General features: G+C 42.7%; 18 protein-coding genes and 1 other annotated feature. Of the genes, 14 read left to right on the top strand and 4 right to left on the bottom strand.

Translation table 11 applies throughout. The features are described from left to right. Nucleotides 1-19: 19 nt before the first annotated feature. Entirely contained in the window at nt 20-1201 is a 1182-nt protein-coding gene (locus CHI10_RS11940; protein WP_095244502.1) for an MDR family MFS transporter, read from the top strand. A gap of 64 nt (nt 1202-1265) precedes the next feature. On the opposite strand, the gene CHI10_RS11935 is transcribed toward CHI10_RS11940, so the two are convergent. Next, complete coding sequence (locus CHI10_RS11935) at nt 1266-1625, bottom strand: hypothetical protein (RefSeq protein WP_286137326.1); 360 nt, start codon at nt 1623-1625, stop codon at nt 1266-1268. A 138-nt stretch (nt 1626-1763) separates the two neighbouring features. Between CHI10_RS11935 and CHI10_RS11930 the strand changes: the two genes are divergently transcribed. The 6 genes from CHI10_RS11930 to CHI10_RS11900 all read left to right on the top strand — a co-directional run bounded on the left by CHI10_RS11930 (nt 1764) and on the right by CHI10_RS11900 (nt 9601). Further along, nucleotides 1764-3125 carry a sigma-54 interaction domain-containing protein gene (locus tag CHI10_RS11930; protein WP_095244501.1) on the top strand — a complete coding sequence of 454 codons (1362 nt, stop codon included), beginning with the start codon at nt 1764-1766 and terminating at the stop codon, nt 3123-3125. A 329-nt stretch (nt 3126-3454) separates the two neighbouring features. Continuing rightward, nucleotides 3455-4774, top strand: a complete 1320-nt coding sequence (locus tag CHI10_RS11925; RefSeq protein ID WP_095244500.1) for a GntP family permease — start codon at nt 3455-3457, stop codon at nt 4772-4774. A gap of 57 nt (nt 4775-4831) precedes the next feature. Continuing rightward, nucleotides 4832-5608, top strand: a complete 777-nt coding sequence (locus CHI10_RS11920) for a 3-hydroxybutyrate dehydrogenase (RefSeq protein WP_095244499.1) — start codon at nt 4832-4834, stop codon at nt 5606-5608. A 258-nt stretch (nt 5609-5866) separates the two neighbouring features. Next, nucleotides 5867-6090 (top strand) — a binding site (T-box leader). 334 nt (nt 6091-6424) lie between these two features. Next, nucleotides 6425-8842, top strand: coding sequence for a leucine--tRNA ligase (gene leuS, locus CHI10_RS11910; protein ID WP_095244497.1), 2418 nt, complete (start codon nt 6425-6427; stop codon nt 8840-8842). Between the two features lie 167 nt (nt 8843-9009). Beyond that, a complete protein-coding gene (locus tag CHI10_RS11905; protein ID WP_095244510.1) occupies nt 9010-9315 on the top strand; it encodes a rhodanese-like domain-containing protein in 306 nt (101 codons plus the stop codon). Nucleotides 9316-9418: 103 nt separating this feature from the next. After that, entirely contained in the window at nt 9419-9601 is a 183-nt protein-coding gene (locus tag CHI10_RS11900; protein ID WP_095244496.1) for a sporulation protein Cse60, read from the top strand. Between the two features lie 26 nt (nt 9602-9627). On the opposite strand, the gene CHI10_RS11895 is transcribed toward CHI10_RS11900, so the two are convergent. Further along, complete coding sequence (locus CHI10_RS11895; RefSeq protein WP_095244495.1) at nt 9628-10896, bottom strand: BaiN/RdsA family NAD(P)/FAD-dependent oxidoreductase; 1269 nt, start codon at nt 10894-10896, stop codon at nt 9628-9630. 229 nt (nt 10897-11125) lie between these two features. On the opposite strand from CHI10_RS11895, the gene CHI10_RS11890 reads away from it, so the two are divergent. Further along, nucleotides 11126-12742: a putative polysaccharide biosynthesis protein gene (locus tag CHI10_RS11890; RefSeq protein WP_095244494.1), complete on the top strand. Its 1617-nt coding sequence runs from the start codon at nt 11126-11128 to the stop codon at nt 12740-12742. A 287-nt stretch (nt 12743-13029) separates the two neighbouring features. Continuing rightward, a complete protein-coding gene (locus CHI10_RS11885; RefSeq protein ID WP_095244493.1) occupies nt 13030-13749 on the top strand; it encodes a pseudouridine synthase in 720 nt (239 codons plus the stop codon). Between the two features lie 64 nt (nt 13750-13813). Here CHI10_RS11885 and CHI10_RS11880 read toward each other — a convergent pair whose 3' ends face one another. Next, nucleotides 13814-14035 (bottom strand): DeoR family transcriptional regulator, encoded by a 222-nt coding sequence (locus tag CHI10_RS11880; RefSeq protein ID WP_026041817.1) that lies wholly within the window; start codon nt 14033-14035, stop codon nt 13814-13816. A 456-nt stretch (nt 14036-14491) separates the two neighbouring features. Between CHI10_RS11880 and CHI10_RS11875 the strand changes: the two genes are divergently transcribed. The 5 genes from CHI10_RS11875 (at nt 14492) to dat (ending at nt 20224) form a co-directional block, all read left to right on the top strand. Then, nucleotides 14492-15766, top strand: coding sequence for a M48 family metallopeptidase (locus CHI10_RS11875; protein ID WP_095244492.1), 1275 nt, complete (start codon nt 14492-14494; stop codon nt 15764-15766). Between the two features lie 103 nt (nt 15767-15869). Beyond that, nucleotides 15870-16586 carry an ABC transporter ATP-binding protein gene (locus tag CHI10_RS11870; RefSeq protein WP_095244491.1) on the top strand — a complete coding sequence of 239 codons (717 nt, stop codon included), beginning with the start codon at nt 15870-15872 and terminating at the stop codon, nt 16584-16586. Further along, nucleotides 16576-17754 (top strand): ABC transporter permease, encoded by a 1179-nt coding sequence (locus tag CHI10_RS11865; RefSeq protein ID WP_095244490.1) that lies wholly within the window; start codon nt 16576-16578, stop codon nt 17752-17754. The genes CHI10_RS11870 and CHI10_RS11865 overlap by 11 nt, the downstream gene beginning before the upstream one ends. A gap of 97 nt (nt 17755-17851) precedes the next feature. Next, the gene (gene pepV / locus CHI10_RS11860) at nt 17852-19270 is read left to right on the top strand and encodes a dipeptidase PepV (protein WP_095244489.1); all 1419 of its coding nucleotides are present in this window, start codon (nt 17852-17854) and stop codon (nt 19268-19270) included. Nucleotides 19271-19354: 84 nt separating this feature from the next. Further along, nucleotides 19355-20224, top strand: coding sequence for a D-amino-acid transaminase (gene dat, locus CHI10_RS11855; protein ID WP_095244488.1), 870 nt, complete (start codon nt 19355-19357; stop codon nt 20222-20224). Between the two features lie 50 nt (nt 20225-20274). Here dat and cysK read toward each other — a convergent pair whose 3' ends face one another. Next, nucleotides 20275-21207 carry a cysteine synthase A gene (gene cysK, locus CHI10_RS11850; protein WP_095244487.1) on the bottom strand — a complete coding sequence of 311 codons (933 nt, stop codon included), beginning with the start codon at nt 21205-21207 and terminating at the stop codon, nt 20275-20277. Between the last annotated feature and the right edge of the window lie 80 nt (nt 21208-21287).

Below are 21287 nucleotides of genomic sequence, written 5' to 3'. Positions count from 1 at the left end.
AAAAAAGGGGCGTTATCTTATGCCGCGGACCTTATGGCTTTTAATTATTGGGATGGCAGTGAATGTAACCGGATCTTCTTTTTTGTGGCCTCTTAATACCATCTACATTCATGACCACTTAGGAAAATCTTTATCGGTAGCGGGTCTGGTTCTAATGGTGAACGCAGCGGCCAGTGTCGCAGGAAATCTAATTGGGGGGAGCCTCTATGATAAAATAGGCGGCTATCGTTCGATTCTTCTTGGAATTGTCATTACGGTTATGGCGCTCCTCGGCTTGACCTTTTGGCATGGCTGGCCTGCCTATGTGGTGTTTCTCACATTTGTGGGATTTGGATCGGGGATTGTTTTTCCTTCGATGTTTGCGATGGCCGGATCAGTCTGGAAAGAGGGAGGCCGCAAAGCTTTCAATGCCATCTATGTAGCCCAGAATGCCGGCGTTGCCATTGGTGCTGCTCTTGGAGGTCTTGTAGCCTCGTACTCTTTTCAATTAATTTTTCTGGCCAATACTGTCATGTATATCATTTTTTTATTGATTGCCGTTTTTGGCTACCGGGGAATAAACACAGTTTCCGGTCAGCAGACCTCCATTCTTCAGGAAAATGGCATGGTTAAAAATCATACCAAGCTTTATGCGCTGCTCATCTTATGTGCGGGCTATTTATTGTGCTGGGTTGGATATGTCCAATGGCAATCGACTATTGCCGCTTATACACAGGAGCTGAACATTTCTTTAAAGCAATACAGTTTGCTGTGGACTATTAATGGAGCCCTGATTGTTTTGGGGCAGCCGGTTATCAGCGCAATAGTAAAATGGTTTAAAACATTAAAGATTCAGATGGTCGCGGGAATGGTTATATTTATTGGCTCGTTTGCTGTTGCAGCGACCGCAGAACAGTTCTCCGCATTTGTCACTAGCATGGTTATTCTTACAGTAGGCGAAATGCTGATATGGCCAGCTGTACCGACCATTGCCAACCAGCTTGCACCTAAAGGAAGAGAAGGGTTTTACCAGGGAATCGTAAACAGCACAGCTACAGGCGGAAGAATGATCGGCCCTTTACTGGGGGGGATCCTGGTGGATCTTTATGGAATTTCCATGCTGTTTGCTGTATTAATGGTTCTATTTGTTTTTGCCATTCTGACGACTCTTGTATATGACCGGAAATTAAAGGAGTCTAAAGAATTGGCGCATGCATCATAAGAATAAGCGAAAGAAAGAAACCTGCAGTTTTGAGCTGCAGGTTTTACTGTTTCAATTAATTAATTTAACCTGCGCCTTCAAGAGAGTTCTCTTTTTGGTTAGTGCAAAATACAACCTCATTGAAGAAGCTTTTCAGAATCAGCCATCTCGCCGGATAAGAATTAATAAAGTCTTCAAAGACCTCTTCAGAATAAAGAAGAAGGATATCCAGCTCTGCTTTCTTTTTCTTCAAATCATACAATAGGGCATGTGGAATGGTGTAGTAGTCGTTCAGCTGCCATTGATTTAGCTTTACTGTATAAATATTATGGTTCTCAATATAGGATTCCAGTGCCTGTTTTTGCAGCTGAATACATTCTTCTTTGGACTTGTTTAGAGATTGCCAGTGAGGATTGATCAGATATATGCCTTTCAGCTGAAACACCTCCCGTGTCTTTCGCAGATTACTAATGGTATGGACAGTAAAAGCAATTAGAATACCTATTGAAATGAATTTGTTGTCAGAAGAATATGATAAAATGGAGTTTATACTATTAGAATGTCCTAAATGAGGGGATCAAAAATGAAAAGTGCATTATTTGATTTGCCTGTTCAAATGGTTGAAACCATTGTAGAAAATGCCTTTGGATGGCTTGTCGTTGTAAATAAAGAAGGAACGATCATTTACATTAATAAAAATTATTGCGATTTCCTTGAGGTGGAGAGGGAACAGGTTCTGGGGAAGCATGTATCCGGGGTTATTGAAAATTCAAGAATGCATCTGGTGGCAGAATCAGGCAAGGAAGAAATTGCGGACCTGCAATTTATAAGAGGCAACTATATGATAGCGAACCGTATTCCCATTTTTTCTGATGGCGAGGTAATTGGCGCATTCGGGACGGTTTTCTTTAGAGATACAAAGGAATGGATGCAGATGAACAGCCATGTAAAGAGCATGCTGACAAAAATCCAGAGCTATATCCAGGGAATTGATCCAAGTGTAAAATACAGCCTCGATGATATATTGGGAAGCTCAAGCCAGATTCACAGTCTGAAAGAAAAGGTGAAAATGGTGGCAGCCAGCGATATTTCCGTTTTAATCCGCGGGGAAAGCGGGACTGGGAAAGAACTGTTTGCCCACAGCATTCATCAGCTAAGCAACAGAAGCCATCAGCCATTTGTAAAAATTAACTGCGGGGCCATTCCTGAACATCTGTTGGAGTCTGAACTGTTTGGCTATGAAGAGGGAGCTTTTACAGGAGCGAAAAAGGGCGGTAAAAAGGGGAAATTTCAGCTCGCCGATGGAGGGACTTTGTTTTTGGATGAAATCGGGGATATGCCTCTTAATATGCAGGTGAAGCTATTGCGTGCCCTGCAGGAAGGCGAGATTGAAAGTGTTGGATCGACTTCTCCGGTTAAAGTGGATGTCCGGATTATTGCTGCAACTAACAGACCGCTCGAAAAAATGATGGAGGAAAAGCGTTTTAGGGAGGATCTATTTTATCGGATTAATGTCGTGCCGTTCATGGTTCCATCTTTGCGCGACAGGATGGAGGACTTACCGTTTCTGATCGACAGCTTTATCAAGAAAATAACGAAGAAATCTGGAAAAAGAATAAGTGCAATTGAAGAGGAAGTCTTAGAAAAGTTTCATCAATACAGCTGGCCGGGAAATATCAGGGAGCTTGAAAATGTAATCGAGGCGTCCATTCACTTAACAAGCAATGAAACCATTAACACAGAAGCATTGCCGGATTATATGAAAGAAACGGCTGTATATCCGGTTGGAAAAAAGAATCTGAAGGATATCCTTGAGGAAACAGAGAAACGGATTCTGTCACAAAGCTTGAGCAAATATAATAATGACCGAATAGCAGCAGCAAACGCTCTTGGCATCAGTAAATCGTCCATGTACGAAAAGTTAAAGAAATATGGAATTGTATAGGTGTAAATAGTCCAGAATTCCGGAATGCATTCCAGATTTCTGGACTATTTTGATTCTAGGAATCTTTAATGCGGATAACCCTCTGTTAGACGGAATTATCAGAAAACTATTCTATGAAATTCGAGGACTTGCTCCCTGTCCGTTCCAGATTTCCGGAAAAATAATTCATTAAATGTTCACCAGTCCCTTCACCAAGAAGTATCTTATGTTGGCACACTTCTTGCATTATCATTTCACAAGAAGTTATTTTTCAGTTTTTTTTGAAAACGTTTGTAAAAGGAGGGGTGACAAGGTTATTTTCTTATATTTAAAACAAAGGGGGAAATGAAATGCTAAGTATGATTGGGTTAATAGGCGGGCTTGCCCTTCTGATATACCTGACGATGCGGGGAATGAACCTGCTGGTGGTCGGACCGTTATCTGCGCTGTTTGTAGCTCTTTTTAGCGGTATGCCTTTATTTCCGCAGCTGGCAGGTGAAGGAGAGGCCAACTTGGTCGGGAACTATATGTCCGGCTTTTCGGGATTTGTCACATCATGGTATCTGATGTTCCTATTGGGTGCTATTTTTGGAAAGGTAATGGAGGATAGCGGTGCTGCTGACAGTGTATCCAAAATGGTGGTTGATAAGCTTGGAATGAAATATGCCGTTCTTGCCATAGTCGCGTCCTGTGCCATTTTAACTTATGGCGGAGTCAGTTTATTCGTTGTCGCCTTCTCTGTATATCCAATGGCGTTAAGTTTATTTAAGCAGGCGAATCTGCCGAGAAGATTTATCCCTGCAGCACTGGCTTTTGGATCTGTAACATTTACGATGACTTCTGCCGGTTCACCTGAAATTCAAAACTGGATTCCAATCGAATTTCTAGGAACAACTCCATATGCGGGCTGGGAAGTCAGCTTAATTGTGGCTGTGTTCATGATGATCTTCGGCTACTGGTGGCTGAAGCGCATGATTACCAAGGCTGTAAACAAAGGAGAAACGTTTGAAACCCGCAAGCAGGATCCTGTAACAGAAAATAAGGATTTACCGCATCCAATTATGGGTGTTGTACCATTAGTTGTAGTTTTAATTATTTCCTTCGTTTTTCATGATTCACTTGCACAATCTGCACTTATTCTTGCCTTGCTGGGTGGAGTCATTGCCACATATCTATTGAACCGAAAGTATTTCACTAATTTCTGGAATGCTGTGTCTGATGGAACATTAGGTGCATTGATTGCTATAGGCAATACGGCTGCTGTCGTTGGGTTTGGCGGCGTAGCAAAAGCAGTGCCTGCTTTTGCCACAGCAGTTGATTGGATGACGAGCATTCCTGGCAGTCCGCTGATAGGCGGTGCCATAGCCGTAAGTGTGATCGCCGGGATGACTGGATCAGCTTCAGGCGGCCAGGCAATCGCACTGCCAATTCTAGCCCCGCATTATATGGACATGGGCGTTAATGCAGAAGCCCTGCACAGAACGGTTGCCATTTCTTCCGGAGCCCTGGACTCTTTGCCGCATAATGGCTATGTTGTTACCACTGTACGTGCAATCTGCGGTGAAACCCACCAGGCAGCATATGGAGCAGTGGCTGCTGTTACGGTAATTGTCCCGCTGATTGGCTTAGCGCTTGCGATTGTTTTATTCTCATTTGGATTAGGAATCTAGTTACAGCAGGGGCTCTTAAGGTTGAGCCCCAGCTTTGTTTTTGAAAGGAGTTTATTCATGGTACAAAATAAAGTCGTTTTTATCACTGGTGCAGCGCAGGGAATCGGGTATGAAATTGGTAAGAGATTTGCTGAACATGGCGCGAGAATTGTTCTGACAGATATTCAGGAGGATGCCGTGAAAAAAGCTGCAGAAAACCTGCAGAATAAAGGCTATCAAGCACTTGGGCTAAAATGTGATGTGACATCAGAGTCCGATATACAGGCGGCCATCAATGAAACTGTCAGCCGATTCGGTGCTTTGGATGTGCTGATCAATAATGCAGGGCTGCAGCATGTTTCCTTTATTGAAGATTTTCCCACTGAGAAGTTTGAATTTATGATCAAAGTAATGCTGACTGCTCCATTCGTGGCAATAAAGCATGCGATGCCAATCATGAAAAAACAAAAATCAGGCCGGATACTCAACATGGCTTCCATTAACGGGCTTGTGGGGTTTGCTGGCAAGGCAGCATATAACAGTGCAAAGCATGGTGTTATAGGGTTGACTAAAGTCGCGGCATTGGAGGCTGCTGAACATGGCATTACGGTTAATGCCATCTGCCCGGGCTATGTAGACACACCACTTGTAAGAAATCAGCTGAATGACCTGGCTAAAACAAGAAATGTCCCCATCGAAAAAGCACTGGAGGAAGTCATTTATCCATTAGTGCCGCAAAAAAGGCTTCTGAAGGTGGAGGAGATTGCAGATTATGCGATTTTTTTGGCAGGTGATGCAGCTAAAGGAATTACGGGCCAGGCGGCAGTTATTGATGGAGGCTACACAGTTCAATAAGGAAGACGCATATCAGTTTTTAGAGAGGGCAGAGAATGTCCCTCTTTTTCTCTTGTCCAGTAAAGCGAATAAAACCTCTGAAACTATGGGTATATTGTTAATAATGAATTGAAAGCTTCGTAAACTTTGGCCCCTAACGAACGTGAAACAGGGTGCACACTTTTAAAAGCCTTGCATATTCTAAATATTAAATTCCTGTCAGGATAAGCCTACTTGCATCCTGGCGGGAAATTTATTACAATAGTCATATTCTTATACTAAAATGCTTAGATAAGGAGCAGTAGTGGTGCAGCGCCCGTTTTAAGAGAGTTGACGGCAGGTGCAAGTCAGCCGGGCACATCATGAACTCGCCTTTGAGCAGCAAGTGTGAAATACCAGTAATGCTTGCCGTTTTCCGCGTTAAGGATGAATGAAGCGAGTGACATGTTCACTAATGTGGGTGGTACCGCGGGAGATTTATACATAATCCTCTCGTCCCTTTTTGGGATGAGAGGTTTTTTTATTTTTTTAGGCTGTCTCATAAGGTATGTTTCTTACAGACTAAGTTTAACTTTCTGAGTTGATTGGAGCGGAGGGCACTTGATCCTCGAAAATGCTGACGCATTTTCTTCGTGCGGTGCTCATTCATGGAGGGCTATTCAATGTCCTGCGGGAAGTGAGGGAAGTGAGAGACCCCGCAGGCGAAGCCGAGGAGGCTCTCATCTCTCCCCGCGGAAAGCAAGTGTCCGCAGCGGAAATCAACGGGCACTATTCATAAGCTAAACAACGGTTTATAAGAGAGCCTGATTTTACTTTCATTAATAGGAGGAAACAAAAATGAGTTTCAATCATAAGGAGATTGAAAAAAAGTGGCAAGGCCACTGGGAAGAAAATAAAACATTCAAAACAACTGAAGATAAAGGCAAGCGCAAGTTTTATGCACTTGATATGTTCCCGTATCCTTCAGGCGCAGGCCTTCACGTTGGCCACCCGGAAGGATATACGGCAACAGATATCCTTTCCCGTATGAAACGCATGCAGGGCTATAATGTCCTTCATCCGATGGGCTGGGATGCATTTGGTTTGCCTGCAGAGCAATATGCACTTGATACAGGGAATGACCCGGCAGAATTTACAGAACAGAATATCAACACCTTCCGCCGCCAGATTAAGGCGTTAGGCTTCTCCTATGACTGGGATCGTGAAGTAAACACAACAGACCCGGAATACTATAAATGGACTCAATGGATCTTCTTAAAGCTTTATGAAAAAGGGCTTGCTTATATCGATGAAGTAGCTGTTAACTGGTGTCCTGCACTTGGAACAGTACTTGCAAATGAAGAGGTTATCGACGGAAAAAGCGAGCGCGGAGGCCATCCGGTAGAACGCCGCCCAATGAGACAGTGGATGCTGAAAATTACGGCTTATGCGGATCGCCTGCTTGAAGATCTTGATTTATTGGATTGGCCAGAGAGCCTTAAGGATATGCAGCGCAACTGGATCGGCCGCTCTGAAGGAGCAGAAGTGACATTCAATATTGAAGGACATGATGGCACATTCACCGTTTTCACAACACGTCCTGATACGTTATATGGTGCAACATATGCTGTACTTGCTCCAGAGCACGCGCTTGTTGATAAGATCACAACTGAGGGCCAGCAAGAAGCCGTTCAGGCTTACATTGACAAAGTAAAGAGCAAGAGCGATCTTGAGCGGACAGATCTTGCTAAAGAAAAAACGGGTGTCTTCACTGGTGCGTATGCGATTAACCCGGCCAACGGCGAAAAAATGCCAATCTGGATTGCAGATTATGTTTTAGTCAGCTATGGAACGGGTGCCATCATGGCGGTTCCGGCACATGACGAGCGCGACTATGAGTTCGCCAAGCAATTTGATCTGCCTATTAAAGAAGTCGTTGCCGGCGGAGATGTTGATAAAGAAGCATACACTGGCGATGGCGATCATGTGAATTCAGGTTTCCTTGATGGATTAAACAAAGAGGACGCTATTGAGAAAATGATTGCCTGGCTTGAAGAAAAAGGCATTGGCACCAAGAAGGTTACTTATCGTCTTCGTGACTGGCTATTCAGCCGCCAGCGCTATTGGGGCGAGCCGATTCCGGTCATCCACTGGGAAGATGGCACAATGACTGCCGTGCCGGAAGATCAGCTTCCATTAGTGCTTCCGAAAACAACGGAGATCAAGCCATCCGGCACTGGTGAGTCACCATTAGCGAACATCGATGATTGGGTTAATGTCGTGGATCCGGAAACTGGCAAAAAAGGCCGCAGGGAAACGAACACAATGCCTCAATGGGCAGGCAGCTGCTGGTACTACCTTCGCTATATTGATCCGAAAAATAGTGAAGCTCTTGCAGATCCCGAGAAATTAAAAGAATGGCTTCCGGTTGATATATATATCGGAGGAGCTGAACATGCGGTTCTTCACCTTCTATATGCCCGCTTCTGGCACAAGGTCCTTTACGATGTGGGAGTTGTCCATACGAAGGAACCTTTCCAAAAGCTATTCAACCAGGGTATGATTCTTGGTGAAAACAATGAAAAAATGAGTAAATCAAAAGGCAATGTCGTTAATCCGGATGAAATCGTAGAGAGCCATGGTGCAGATACTCTTCGTCTATACGAAATGTTCATGGGGCCGCTTGAAGCTTCCATCGCCTGGTCTGCAAATGGATTGGATGGCTCAAGAAGATTCCTTGACCGCATCTGGCGATTGTTTGTGGAAGAGACTGGTGAATTGAGCCCGAGAATTCAGGACATTGAAGAAGGCAGCAGTCTTGAAAAGGTTTACCACCAAACGGTGAAAAAAGTAACTGAGGACTACGAAGGACTTCGTTTTAACACAGCTATTTCTCAAATGATGGTATTCATCAACGAAGCATATAAAGCAGATGTGCTTCCAAAAACTTTTGTAGAAGGCTTTGTTAAAATGCTTTCACCAATCGCTCCTCATATTACAGAAGAGCTTTGGTCGAAACTGGGCCATGGTGAATCCATTGCTTACGAAGCCTGGCCGGCATTTGATGAAGCCAAAATGGTGGATGACGAGGTCGAAATCGTTATTCAAATCAACGGCAAAGTCAAAGCGAAGCTAATGGTTCCGGCCGATGCTAAAAAAGACCTATTGGAGCAGATCGCAATGGGTGATGAAAAAGTAAAAGAGCAAATTGACGGAAAAACTGTCCGTAAAGTAATCGCAGTACCGGGCAAGCTTGTAAATATCGTTGCAAATTAAGTTATATGAGATGAAACCACCTCTAGTTGATCAGGGGTGGTTTTTTTGTATTTGTGATAAAGAAACTTCTCATTTTTTTTTTTCGTGCCATATAGGGTATTATAGGAGTGGCAGCATTAGTAAATGCAAAGTGCTATTTAAAAAGATTTCCGGAAAGGGTGTTAAGTTTGGACCGTATTGAAGAGATTACCACGGATGAATTGCAAAAAAAGCTGGAGGCTGGAGAGAAGCTTGAGCTTGTAGATGTTAGAGAAGATGAAGAAGTGGCATCCGGAATGATTCCTGGAGCCAGACATATCCGCATGGGCACGATCCCTGAGAATCTGGATAAATTTGATAAAGACACTGAGTATATCATTATCTGCCGCTCTGGCGGCCGCAGCGGAAATGTATGTCATTACTTGCAGGAACAAGGATATAAGGTTCGCAATATGGCTGGCGGAATGCTGGACTGGCAGGGGAAAACAGAATAAATTACAAACGGGGCCAATTAGGCTTCGTTTTTTTTTGGATTGTTATTTTAAAAATTCCGAAAATTGTCCAAGCTAGTAAAAAATACTGGGAGGAAACAACTCTATGATTAAGGTAAAGTTATTCGATCATGAGCATGAAAAAGACCTGGAAAAGGATATGAATCATTTTCTTGAGAAAATTGAGGAGAAAAAACTTCTGGATATCAAATATAATGTGGCCGCAGTGCAGGAGGATGAAGACGAACAGATTTATTGTTTTACTGCCATGGTAATATATAGAGCCTGACTCTAATGCATCAGGCTCTATTTTTATTACACGGTATGTGCAGATGCAGCTGCGTTTAATCCGGCTAACCGGCCTGTTACAAGTGCAGAAGTGATATTGTAACCGCCTGTGTAGCCATGGATATCCAAAATTTCTCCGCAGAAGAAAAGACCTTCCATCATTTTTGATGCCATTGTCTGCGGTTCAATTTCTTTGACGGAAACACCTCCGCCCGTAACAAAGGCTTTATCAAGAGGCAAAGTGCCGTTTACTTTAAACTGAAAAGATTTGCAGCCCTTAACAAAGCTTCTGATTTTTTCATTGGAGATTGCAGCCCCTTGTGCAGATGGATCAATTCCGTTCTGTTCAAGAAGAAATAGCAGATACCTTTCCGGAAGCAGTCCTTTTAAGAGGTTTTTAATGATTTTCTTCGGTTCTTCTTTAATCTTTTTGGACACTTCCTGAAAAAGAGGTTCTTCCTTTATATCCGGGAGTGCATCCAGGTTCATGGTTACTTCTTTTAAATTCCATTTCTTCATCGCTTTCACCGCATACTGGCTGCAGCGCAAGACTGCCGGGCCGCTTATGCCGAGATGTGTGAAGATCATATCCATCCGATGGGTGATGAGCGCTTTTCCTTTAGGGTTTAACACACTAAGTGCCACACTCCGCAGCGACAAGCCCTGCAGCGCTTTTTCTTTAATAAAGCTCTCTGAAGAAGTAAGCGGCACTTCAGTTGGAAAAAGCTCTGTAATCGTATGGCCTGCTTTTTCCGCCCATGCATAGCCGTCACCGGTTGAGCCGGTGTGAGGAACTGATTTTCCTCCGACGGCTATCACAACAGAGTCTGCTTCATAAACATCGCCTGTTTTTAATTCTACCGATTTCACCCTGCCGTTTTCATAGTGAACATCCTGGATAGGGCTGTCTGTTTTGATATCGACCTTCAGTTCCCTCAGCCTTGAAATTAAGGCATCAACAACCGATTGCGCTTTGTCGGTAACGGGAAACATCCGTCCGTGATCTTCCTCTTTCAGCTCAATTCCCAAATTCTCAAAGAAGCGGATAATATCTTCATTGCTAAAAATCGAAAAAGCACTGTACAAAAACCTCCCATTGCCGGGAATATGCTTAATGATTTCATCTACTGGAAGCCGATTTGTGACATTGCAGCGACCCCCGCCGGAAATGGCAAGCTTCCTGCCAAGCTTGTTTCCTTTGTCAATCAGCAGAACCTTTGCCTTTTTCTCCGCAGCACCGATTGCTGCCATCAATCCCGAAGGACCTCCGCCTATCACTATTACATCATATTTCATGGTTTCACCAACTTATCTAAATTCGCTAAGTAAACAATAGATTCATTATAAATCAAATATCCTATTTCTAAAAATAATCCCTCATTATACGGTATTGCAAGTGGAATTTCCCCGGCAAGAAGAGTACACTACAAATAGTGTGTCTAAAAAGATAGAAAAATGACGAACGCAGCTCGGCATTCATATACTGTTCTAGATTAATGCGCAGTTTTTTTAAGGAAGGGATTATATGTCATCTAAGCTTTTAAAAGGAACCTTCATCCTTACGCTTGGCACCATTATCTCGAAGGTTCTTGGTTTGTTTTATGTTATTCCTTTTTATCAAATAGTCGGGAAGGAAGGGACAGCCCTTTATTCCTTTTCGTATACACCTTATACAATCTTTATCAGTATCGCAACTGCAGGGGTTCCGCTGGCAGTTTCAAAGTTTATCTCTAAATACAATGCTATAGAGGAGTATGCTGTCGGCAGAAAGCTGTTCAAGTCAGGTTTGGTGATCATGACGGCAAGCGGAGTCATCTCATTCCTGATCCTGTTCTTCCTTGCTCCGGCTGTTGCTGAAATGACCCTGGCAGGGAAAGATGTGGAGGTAAGTGTAGAAGATGTTACAACCGTAATCAGAGCGGTATCATTTGCCCTGATTATTATTCCCTTCATGAGTTTGATAAGAGGATTTTTCCAGGGTCATCAGTCTATGGGGCCAACTGCGGTTTCACAGGTGGTGGAGCAGATTGTCCGCATCCTGTTTGTGCTTGCAGGTGCATATGTGGTCTTAAATGTGATGGAAGGCTCGCTCACTGCAGCAATCAGTGTCGCCACTTTCGCAGCTTTTATTGGAGGACTCGGAAGCCTCGGGGTGTTATTCTGGTACTGGTATAAACGCAAGCCGCATTTGGATAAAATGCTTGAAGAAGATAAAGGAACAGTGGACATCTCTCTAAAGGAGATATACAAAGAAATCATTCTTTATGCTGCACCTTTTGTGTTTGTAGGTCTTGCAAATCCGCTCTTTCAGTTTATTGATCAGATTACATTTACCAGAGCGATGGACGCTATTGGCGAAGCAGGCAATGCTGTAGCAGCATTTTCTGTCCTGAACTTTGAGACCCATAAGCTGGTCATCATTCCGGTCTCACTTGCCACAGCCTTCTCGCTGACGCTTGTGCCGAGTGTGACGAAAGCATTCATGGAAGAAGACCGGGCAGACTTAAATCGCCAGCTGAACCAGACGTTCCAGGTGCTTTTATTTCTCACTCTTCCTGCCGTGGCAGGATTGTCCCTGCTTGCAGAGCCCGTTTTTACCTTATTCTATGAGCATAAAGATCTGGGTACTGAAGTGTTGAGAACTTACGCACCGGTGGCGATTCTCTTTGCTTACTTTTCGGTAACAGCAGCTATTCTGCAGGGAATCAATGAACAGCGGTTCACAATTTTGAGCTTGCTGACAGGCCTGCTTGTAAAGCTGTCATTGAATATTCCGCTCATAAAACTGTTTGAAACACAGGGAGCCGTATTTGCAACCGCACTTGGCTATATTGCGGCGATCTTAATTAACCTGTATGTAATAAAAACATATGCAAAATATCCATTCAAACTTGTCTTAAGACGAGGTACGCTGATTGTATTATTTACTGCATGCATGTACATTGCTGCAGGCATTGTTTATAAAATCATAACTGTCTTTTTATCCCCGGCATCCAATGTCCAGGCAATAATTATTGTCATCATCTGCGCAGCAGCAGGGGCCGGAGTCTATTTCTACCTAAGCTTCAGAACAAAACTAATCTATCTCCTCTTCGGATCAAGGGTTGATAGAATGCTGAAGAAATTAAGACTGAAAGCATAAAAAATAAAAGGTCTCCATGATAGGGGCCTTTTCTAAAGAATTCCTAGGGTTTGTTTTAGTTGCCTTTATACCAAAGCACTGAGTTGATTGGAGCGGAGGTTACTTGACTCCTGCGGGAGTAGCAGGACAGGTGAGACCCCGCAGGCGCGAAGCGACGAGGAGGCTCACCGCCTGCCCCGCGGAAAGCAAGTGACCCGTGCTGAAATCAACGGGCAGAATATTTAAGGTGTTTTAATAACGGACTTAAAACTAAATTGGAGTAAATTTGATTAATAGGGAGGGTCATTATGAGAATAGACAAAATGCTCGCCAACCTCGGCTACGGCAGCCGCAAGGATGTTAAAAAGCTATTAAAAGATGGAGACGTAACCGTTAATGATGAGAAAGTAAAGGATCCAAAACACCATGTAGATCCTGAACAGGATGCCGTTGTCATCAACGGCGAAAAAGTTGAATACAAGGAATTCATTTATTTAATGATGAACAAACCGCCTGGCGTCATTTCGGCAACAGAGGACTCACAATCTGAGACCGTGGTGGACCTGCTCGAAATGGAAGACCTAGTGTTTTCTCCTTTTCCGGTAGGGCGTCTCGATAAGGATACAGAAGGACTTTTGCTGCTGACGAATGATGGCCAGCTGTCCCATCGCCTGCTTTCACCCAAAAAACATGTCCCCAAAACCTATTTTGCAGTCATAGACAGTGAAGTTACAGCAGAGGATATAGCCGCATTTCAAAAAGGGGTTATATTGGATGATGGCTATGAAACCAAGCCCGGAACATTAAAAATTCTTAAGTCCGGGATCACCTCTGATATAGAATTAACAATAACAGAAGGCAAGTTCCATCAAGTGAAAAGGATGTTCGAAGCTGTGGGAAAGAAAGTCATTTACTTAAAGAGACTTTCCATGGGCCCGCTCGAGCTGGATGAGACATTGGAATTGGGAGAATATCGGGAATTGACGGAAGAAGAGCTTGATATGCTGATGAATTATGAAGTGGGATAAGACAGGAAAATCGCCCTGAGAGCAGGGCGATTTTTTATTTATTATGCTGTTTTCGCTTTAAGTATTATGATGACATCTTTACTTTCTTTTGAGTAATAGTCCATTTCCCTCTGCTCGGACTCTTAACCAAGTCATTGTAGGCGAGGACATTTAAATCTCTTTGAATGGTGCGAGGAGTGATCCCAAATTCCTCTACAAGCTCCTGAGTTGTTACAGTTCCGCGCTTACTTATAAACATGTAGACGGATTTTACACGGTTTAACATCCGGTTAGTCGAAGGTTTCAAAAAAACCACTCCCTATCCTTTTTTCAAACCCCATGGCAATTTTCTGCAACCGACAGCTACATTGAAGGTTAACCTTCAATCGTATGTAGTTTTCTTTTCCCCAGACAACCCCTTTATATTCGGTTTTTAGTCAAGATGTCATACCTCTGACTATATTGTAACTCTATAATCTGATTATTTCTACTTCAAGGCGAAAATTTTACAAAATATTTATAATGGTGCTTCTTTTTCTAGTCTTTGCGTTCCCCCCTTTTTTAATGTATGTTTAATTCCCTAAATTACTGCAATTAAACTTCGATTGAAAAAGACACGATTACTATAGCTTATGGCAGAAGGGGCTTGTAATATGTACAGAAAATTCTAAAATATTTTCTGGATTTGCCTATATCCTAAAATTTGTTTTTTGATTATAATCAATTGGTATATTTATATGTAAGATTGAAAGGAAGAAAAGTTATGGAAGCTCACACTCTGAGAGATCGACTGGTATACCCGAAGGAAAGTATTTATTTTGCATTTGTTGCTTTATTTAGTATTGTGTCTTATATTTTTCTCGCATTTTCTATTATTGGGATTGTTATTATTTTAACTTTGATCCTTGTATCTCTCTTGTTCCATGGGATTATGATGGGTGGCATCAGAAGAAACGGGGTAAGAATAAGTGAGAAACAGTTTCCGGAGATTTATGAAAAAGCAGTAATGACTGCGAAGGAAATGGGTTTACAGGATCTGCCGGATATTTACGTCATTGAGTCTGAAGGGGTTCTAAATGCCTTTGCCACCAGATTTTTCAAAAGAAATATGGTTGTCTTATATTCTGGTATTTTTGAGCTGGTTGAGCGGGGAGCTGAAAAGGAAGTGCTGTTCGTCCTGGCCCATGAGTTCGCTCATTTAAAAAGAAAACATGTTATCATAAGTCTCCTCCTGCTTCCTGCTATGTGGGTTCCCTTCCTGGGGAATGCGTACCTGAGAGCTTGCGAGTATACATGTGATCGTTATGCTGCCTTTTATATAAAATCTTTTGAAGCATCAAGGGATGCTTTAACCATGCTTGCCATTGGAAAAGACCTTTATCCTAAGGTCAATAAACAGGCATATATGGAGCAGCTTCAAACAGAAACTGGATTTTTTGTCTGGCTGAATGAAAAACTATCCACGCATCCGCACTTGCCAAAAAGAATATATGCCCTATCGAAGTTTTTTGCCAATGAATCTACAATTGAATTAACTGAACCGAAGGGCAGAGTTTGGATTGGAGCTGCAGTGTCAGTCCTGTCTTTGACGATTTTATCCGCAGGACTCTGGTTTGGTTTTAAAACACTTGAAAAAATGGATTTATGGACTGAAACAGTTATGGGGATTGAAGGTGCCACAGCACTAATGAACGCAGCGAGCGAAAATGATACTGACATGGTTCACACATTATTGACTGATGGTGCGGATATTGAAGAAACGGATGCAGACGGGACTACTGCATTACACTGGGCTGTTTCTTATGGCCAGTATGACAGCGCTGCTCTTCTGCTCGAAAGCGGGGCCAACCCTAATGTGATCGATAACTATCAAACCTCTCCTTTAATGAGTGCAGTGTTTAATGATGATATTGAAATGGCTGCGCTGCTTCTGGAGTATGGCGCTGATCCCTCTGTGAAAGATGCCGAGGGCTATACAGCCTATGATTACGCAAAGGACTTTGAAAATATAGAATTAATGGAAATCCTCCAGCCATAAAAACTGCCTCTTTGAAGGGGCAGTTTTTTTATGCCTTTAAAAATATTAAATTAGTGCAAACTTTTTCCAGTGATATTCGTATGTATAGTCAGGAGGAGAGAAAATGAAGCTATTAAACGTTGAAATTGCATCAGCAGGCTATGAAAATGAAAAACCGATCATACATAATATTCAATTTGATTTACAGGAAGGGGAATTGATCGGCCTGATAGGGCCAAACGGCGCTGGAAAAAGCACAACGATTAAAACCATTCTGGGATTGATGGAGCATAAAAAGGGAGCAGTGGAATTTAAGCATGGTGTGAAATATTCCTATATCCCAGAACGGCCTATTTTTTATGATGAGCTGACACTTTGGGAACACCTGGATTTTACAGCGGCAGTGGAAGGATTGCCGGAATTACATTATAGGAAGAAAGCAGAGGAGCTCTTAAAAGAGTATAATCTGTCTGAACATGCTCACAAGTTTCCCGGGACCTATTCAAAAGGAATGCAGCAAAAGGCTATGCTGATTCTTGCGATGATTGCCGTTCCGGATGTTTATATCATTGATGAACCGTTTATTGGGCTTGATCCTAATGCAATGAAACTGTTTCTGGAATCAGTTGACCGGGAAAGGAAAAGAGGCGCAGGCATTCTCATGTCCACGCATGTTCTGGATACGGCAGAGAAAGTATGCAGCCGCTTCTTAATTGTGCATGAGGGGCAGTTGAAGGCTTCAGGCACAATATCTGATATCAGGGGGAAATGCAATCTTCCCGCTGGGTCACTTTATGAATGTTTTCATCAGATCGCAGAGGGAAACGGCAATGAAAAGTAACTCTCTCTTTCTCAGAAGGCTAATAAACAGCTGGAGTTACCAGTTTGGTATTTTCCGTTCCATTGCCGATTGGACCATCATGGTCTATCTCATTGTTCCGGGAACTGTCATCTTTGGAATGAACTATCGCTCCTGGTGGATGGAAACTCCGGAATGGATGGCTGGCATGCCATTGTTTCTCCTTTTCTTTCTGTTCTATATTTTTTCATGGATTGGAAATTTCCGCCCATTTGTATTAGAGGCAGATAAGGTATTTCTGGTAAAAAATAAGACCCTCTTTATGGGAATGAGAAAATGGGGATTTGGTTACTCACTAATCTTTCAGGCAATCAGTACAGCAGCAATGATTGCTATTTTTCTTCCTTTTTTAAAGAACAGATATCTTTTAGATTGGGGCCAAATCGCTGTCATGCTGCTCTTTTTCATCTCACTGAAATGGTCTATTATGACAGTTTCTTATTTTTTGAAAAGGATTGAAGGGAAATTTAAAAGATATGTGGTCACCTTTGTGCTGTTTGTACTCTTAAGCTGGTTCAGCCAGCTTGTATATTCACTCTGGTCTATCGGTGCAGACTTTCCGGTTATAATTGCATCAGCATTGCTGATTTCCGGCGCACTTATAAGAGCTTCCCGGCTGCTGAAAAAAATCTCGGCCTTAGAGTTTGAGGTCATGCTTGAACAAGAAGAAAAAACAAAGTATATAAAATGGATATTTATGATGGCTCCTGATCTGGAAAAGCCGGTTGTTTCAATGCGGACAAAACCGCTATTATTCAGAAACTCCAGAAGGGTCTTTAATAAGAGAACACCCATAACGGGACTGGCGGAATTATTTTTAAAGATTTTTATTCGAAACCCCTCGTATATTTTCGGTTATTTTCAAATCATTTCCGTGAGCGCTGCCGGCATTCTTCTTATACCGCCTTTATGGATAAAGGTAATTGTATCAGGTGTCTTTCTTTTCCTGATGTATTCCTGGCTCTCTCTTACTTGGGATAAAGCTATTATGTCTCACCCCTTTACTAAAAAATACAGTGAAAAGGATTTTTACTTTACTGCGAGAAATAGGACGGTCTTAGCCCTTTTTCTCCTCTCCATTTTACTGTTAGGGCTATTTTTAGGCGCATCAACGCTAATCTTGGCAAGATTCAGCTTTCCTGGTGCATAATAAATGTATGTTTTATTAAACGGTCACATAAGCAAAAGGCGGACAAAGTGGGTTATAATGGGGAAATCATAAGTGTTCAAGTCAAGGAGGCAACTGTATGAACGTATTGGATTGGCAAAAAGAGGTTAATAAGAGAAAAGATGAATTAATTAAGGATACTCAAAACCTTTTGAGAATCAGAAGTCTGCTGGACGAAGAGAATGCAACAGATGAAGCTCCCCTTGGGGAAGGGGTAAAAGAAGCGCTCGATTTCATGCTTGCACTTGGTGAAAAGGATGGATTCACTGCAAAAAACGTCGGCAGCCTGGCTGGTCATCTGGAATTCGGCGAAGGCGAAGAAATTGTTGGAGTACTTTGTCACGTTGACGTGGTTCCTGAAGGGGATGGATGGACTAGCGATCCTTTTGGTGCAGAAATCCGCGATGGAAAGATCTTTGCCAGAGGGGCAATTGATGATAAAGGCCCAACAATGGCAGCTTATTATGCCATGAAGATTGTAAAAGAATTGGGGCTGCCATTAAGCAAACGGGTGCGAATGATTATCGGAACAGATGAAGAAAGCGACTGGCGCTGTGTTGAGCATTATTTCAAACACGAAGAAATGCCTTCAATTGGATTTGCTCCGGATGCAGATTTCCCAATTATTTATGCTGAAAAAGGCATCTCTGATTTTGATCTTGTTCAAACTGGATACACCGAAGAAGCAGACAGAGAAGTATTGGCAGAGGTTGTCTATTTCCAGGCAGGAAGAAGATATAACATGGTTCCTGATTTTGCAAAAGCAAGTCTTGTGGTTCACCTTGAACATACAGAAGTGGTGCAAAGGTATATTAATTTCCTGAAAAAGACAGAACTTGAAGGCAAGTATTACATAGATAATGGCGAACTGATCCTGGAACTTCAAGGAATTTCGGCTCATGGGATGGAGCCTGATAATGGGAAAAATGCCGGTATACTGATGGCATCATTCCTGGCGTCTCTTCAGCTGGATGAGAAGGCATGCCAATATTTTCAGTTTGTATCACAATATTTATGTGATGATTCCAGAGGGAGAAAACTTGGCATTGCCTGCACGGATGATATTACAGGCGACTTAACCATCAATGTAGGCAAACTTTCATATACGAAGGAAAATGGCGGCCGTTTAGGCTTTAATGTACGCTATCCCGTTACAAATGATATGGGAGAAACGAAAAACAAGCTTGAGTCTCTAATCAAAAACGAACATTTCAGATTGGAGAATTTTTCGGATGCCAAGCCTCATCATGTCGAAGAAGATGATGTTTTGATTCAAACACTGAAAAAAGTATATGAACAGCAGACTGGCGATAAGGCAGAGCTTTTATCCATTGGCGGGGGGACATATGCACGCTCATTAAAGTCAGGAGTTGCATTTGGCCCACTCTTCCCAGGCAGGGAAGATGTCGCACATCAAAAAGATGAATATATGTTTATTGAGGATTTGTTAAAGGCAGCAGCCATTTATGCACAGGCGATTTATGAACTTGCGAAATAACTTTGAAACCTGATATGATGGCTGAAAGATTTTTCATACAGCTAATAGATAGACAAACAAATCATATACAGGGAGTGGCAGAAAATGGAATATGTCATTTTGAATGGTGACTTGATCGAACGCTCAGAAGCGAAAGTGGATATCGAGGACCGGGGCTATCAATTTGGTGATGGCGTCTATGAAGTAATCCGCATCTATAACGGAAAAATGTTTACGGCAGATGAGCATCTTGAAAGGCTGCTTGAAAGCGGCCGGAAAATAGAGCTGAGCATTCCTTATTCCAAGGATCAGCTTAAACAGATGATTATAGAGATGATTGAGAGAAACAATCTTGAACTGGGTATTGTTTATATGCAATTTTCCAGGGGGACTTCTCCTAGAAACCATGCATATCCTGGTACAGATGTTTCACCGGTGCTTACCGCCTACACCCGTGAAACCACAAGGCCGGTTGAATCAATGAGAAATGGCGTTAAAGCTATTCTCATTGAAGACATCCGCTGGCTGCGATGTGATATAAAGAGCCTGAATTTGCTGGGCAACATCATGGCGAAGCAAAAAGCAGCCCAATCCGGCTGCTTTGAAGCCATTCAGCATCGCGGGGATACAGTGACTGAGGGAAGTTCTTCCAATATAGCCATTGTAAAGGATGGAACACTTTATACACACCCTGCAACAAATTTGATTTTAAATGGCATTACCCGCCGCAAGATCAATGAGATCTGCAGGGAAAATGGAATAGCACTTGAAGAATCAGCTTTTACTAAGGAAGATTTGCTGGCCGCAGATGAAGTCTTTATGTCCAGCACCTCAGCTGAAGTTACTCCGATTATCGAGATTGAAGGAAAGCTGATTGGAAATGGAAGTCCAGGCCCTATCACAAATAAATTACAAAACCTTTTTGAAGAGGCTATTGAAAAACAGTGCGGCAGCTTGACTGATAAAATTAGGTAATTCTTAAACGAAAGACCCCAGGAATATTTTCTGGGGTCTCTTACCTTAGCTTATTCAAACTGAAACAGATCGCTTGAAAGATATCTCTCTCCAGTATCGCAAACGATGAATACGACAACATCGTCCGGCTTTAGCCTTTTTGCAACCTGGATGGCGGCATAGCAGGCAGCTCCTGAAGAAGGACCGACTAATATCCCTTCTTCTCTTGCCATTCTGCGTGTTGTATCATATGCTTCTTCATCTTTGATTTGATGGATTTCATCATAAACATCGGTATTGAGAATTTCAGGAACAAATCCCGGACTTGTGCCGACAAGCTTGTGCCTGCCAGGCTTTCCGCCTGATAGGACGGGCGAGCCTTTTGGCTCCACTACATGCACTTCCAACCCCGTATAATGCTCTTTCAGAACTTCACCTGTGCCGGTAATCGTGCCGCCCGTACCTGCCGTGGCAACGAAGGCAGACAATGGTTTGCCGATTTCCTTCATAGCCTCAATAATTTCGATGGCAGTTGAGTGACGGTGTGCATCAGGGTTAGCGTTATTTTCAAATTGCATCGGCACAAAGCTGTTTGGAATTTCCCCAGCCAGTTCATTAGCCTTTTTAATAGCACCGGGCATTTTGTCATCACCAGGGGTCAGGACAACTTCTGCTCCATATGCTTTCAAAAGGTTGATGCGCTCTGCCGTCATAGTATCAGGCATAACCAGAATGGCCTTATAGCCGCGGGCTGCTGCATTCATTGCCAGCCCAATGCCGGTGTTCCCGCTTGTTGGTTCAATAATGGTTGAACCAGGTTTTAATTTGCCTGCTTTCTCCGCTTCGATAATCATATTATATGCCGCGCGGTCTTTTACACTGCGGCTTGGATTGTAGAATTCAAGCTTTGCATAAATGCTTGCGCCATTTTCAGGTGCCAGCTTATTTAATTTTACAAGTGGAGTATCTCCAATTAAGTCCGCAAGATTGTTGACAACTTTCATCTGACTCTCCCTTTCAAAAATGACTTTATTTAAGGCTGTTTTCTAAAGGTTTGTTGCTTTTTGTTTTTATTTACTGAGTT

The sequence above is a fragment of the Bacillus sp. 7894-2 genome (assembly GCF_002272225.1).
In the GTDB taxonomy this organism is placed as follows: domain Bacteria; phylum Bacillota; class Bacilli; order Bacillales; family Cytobacillaceae; genus Cytobacillus.
This window is presented reverse-complemented; position numbering and strand designations above follow the sequence as displayed.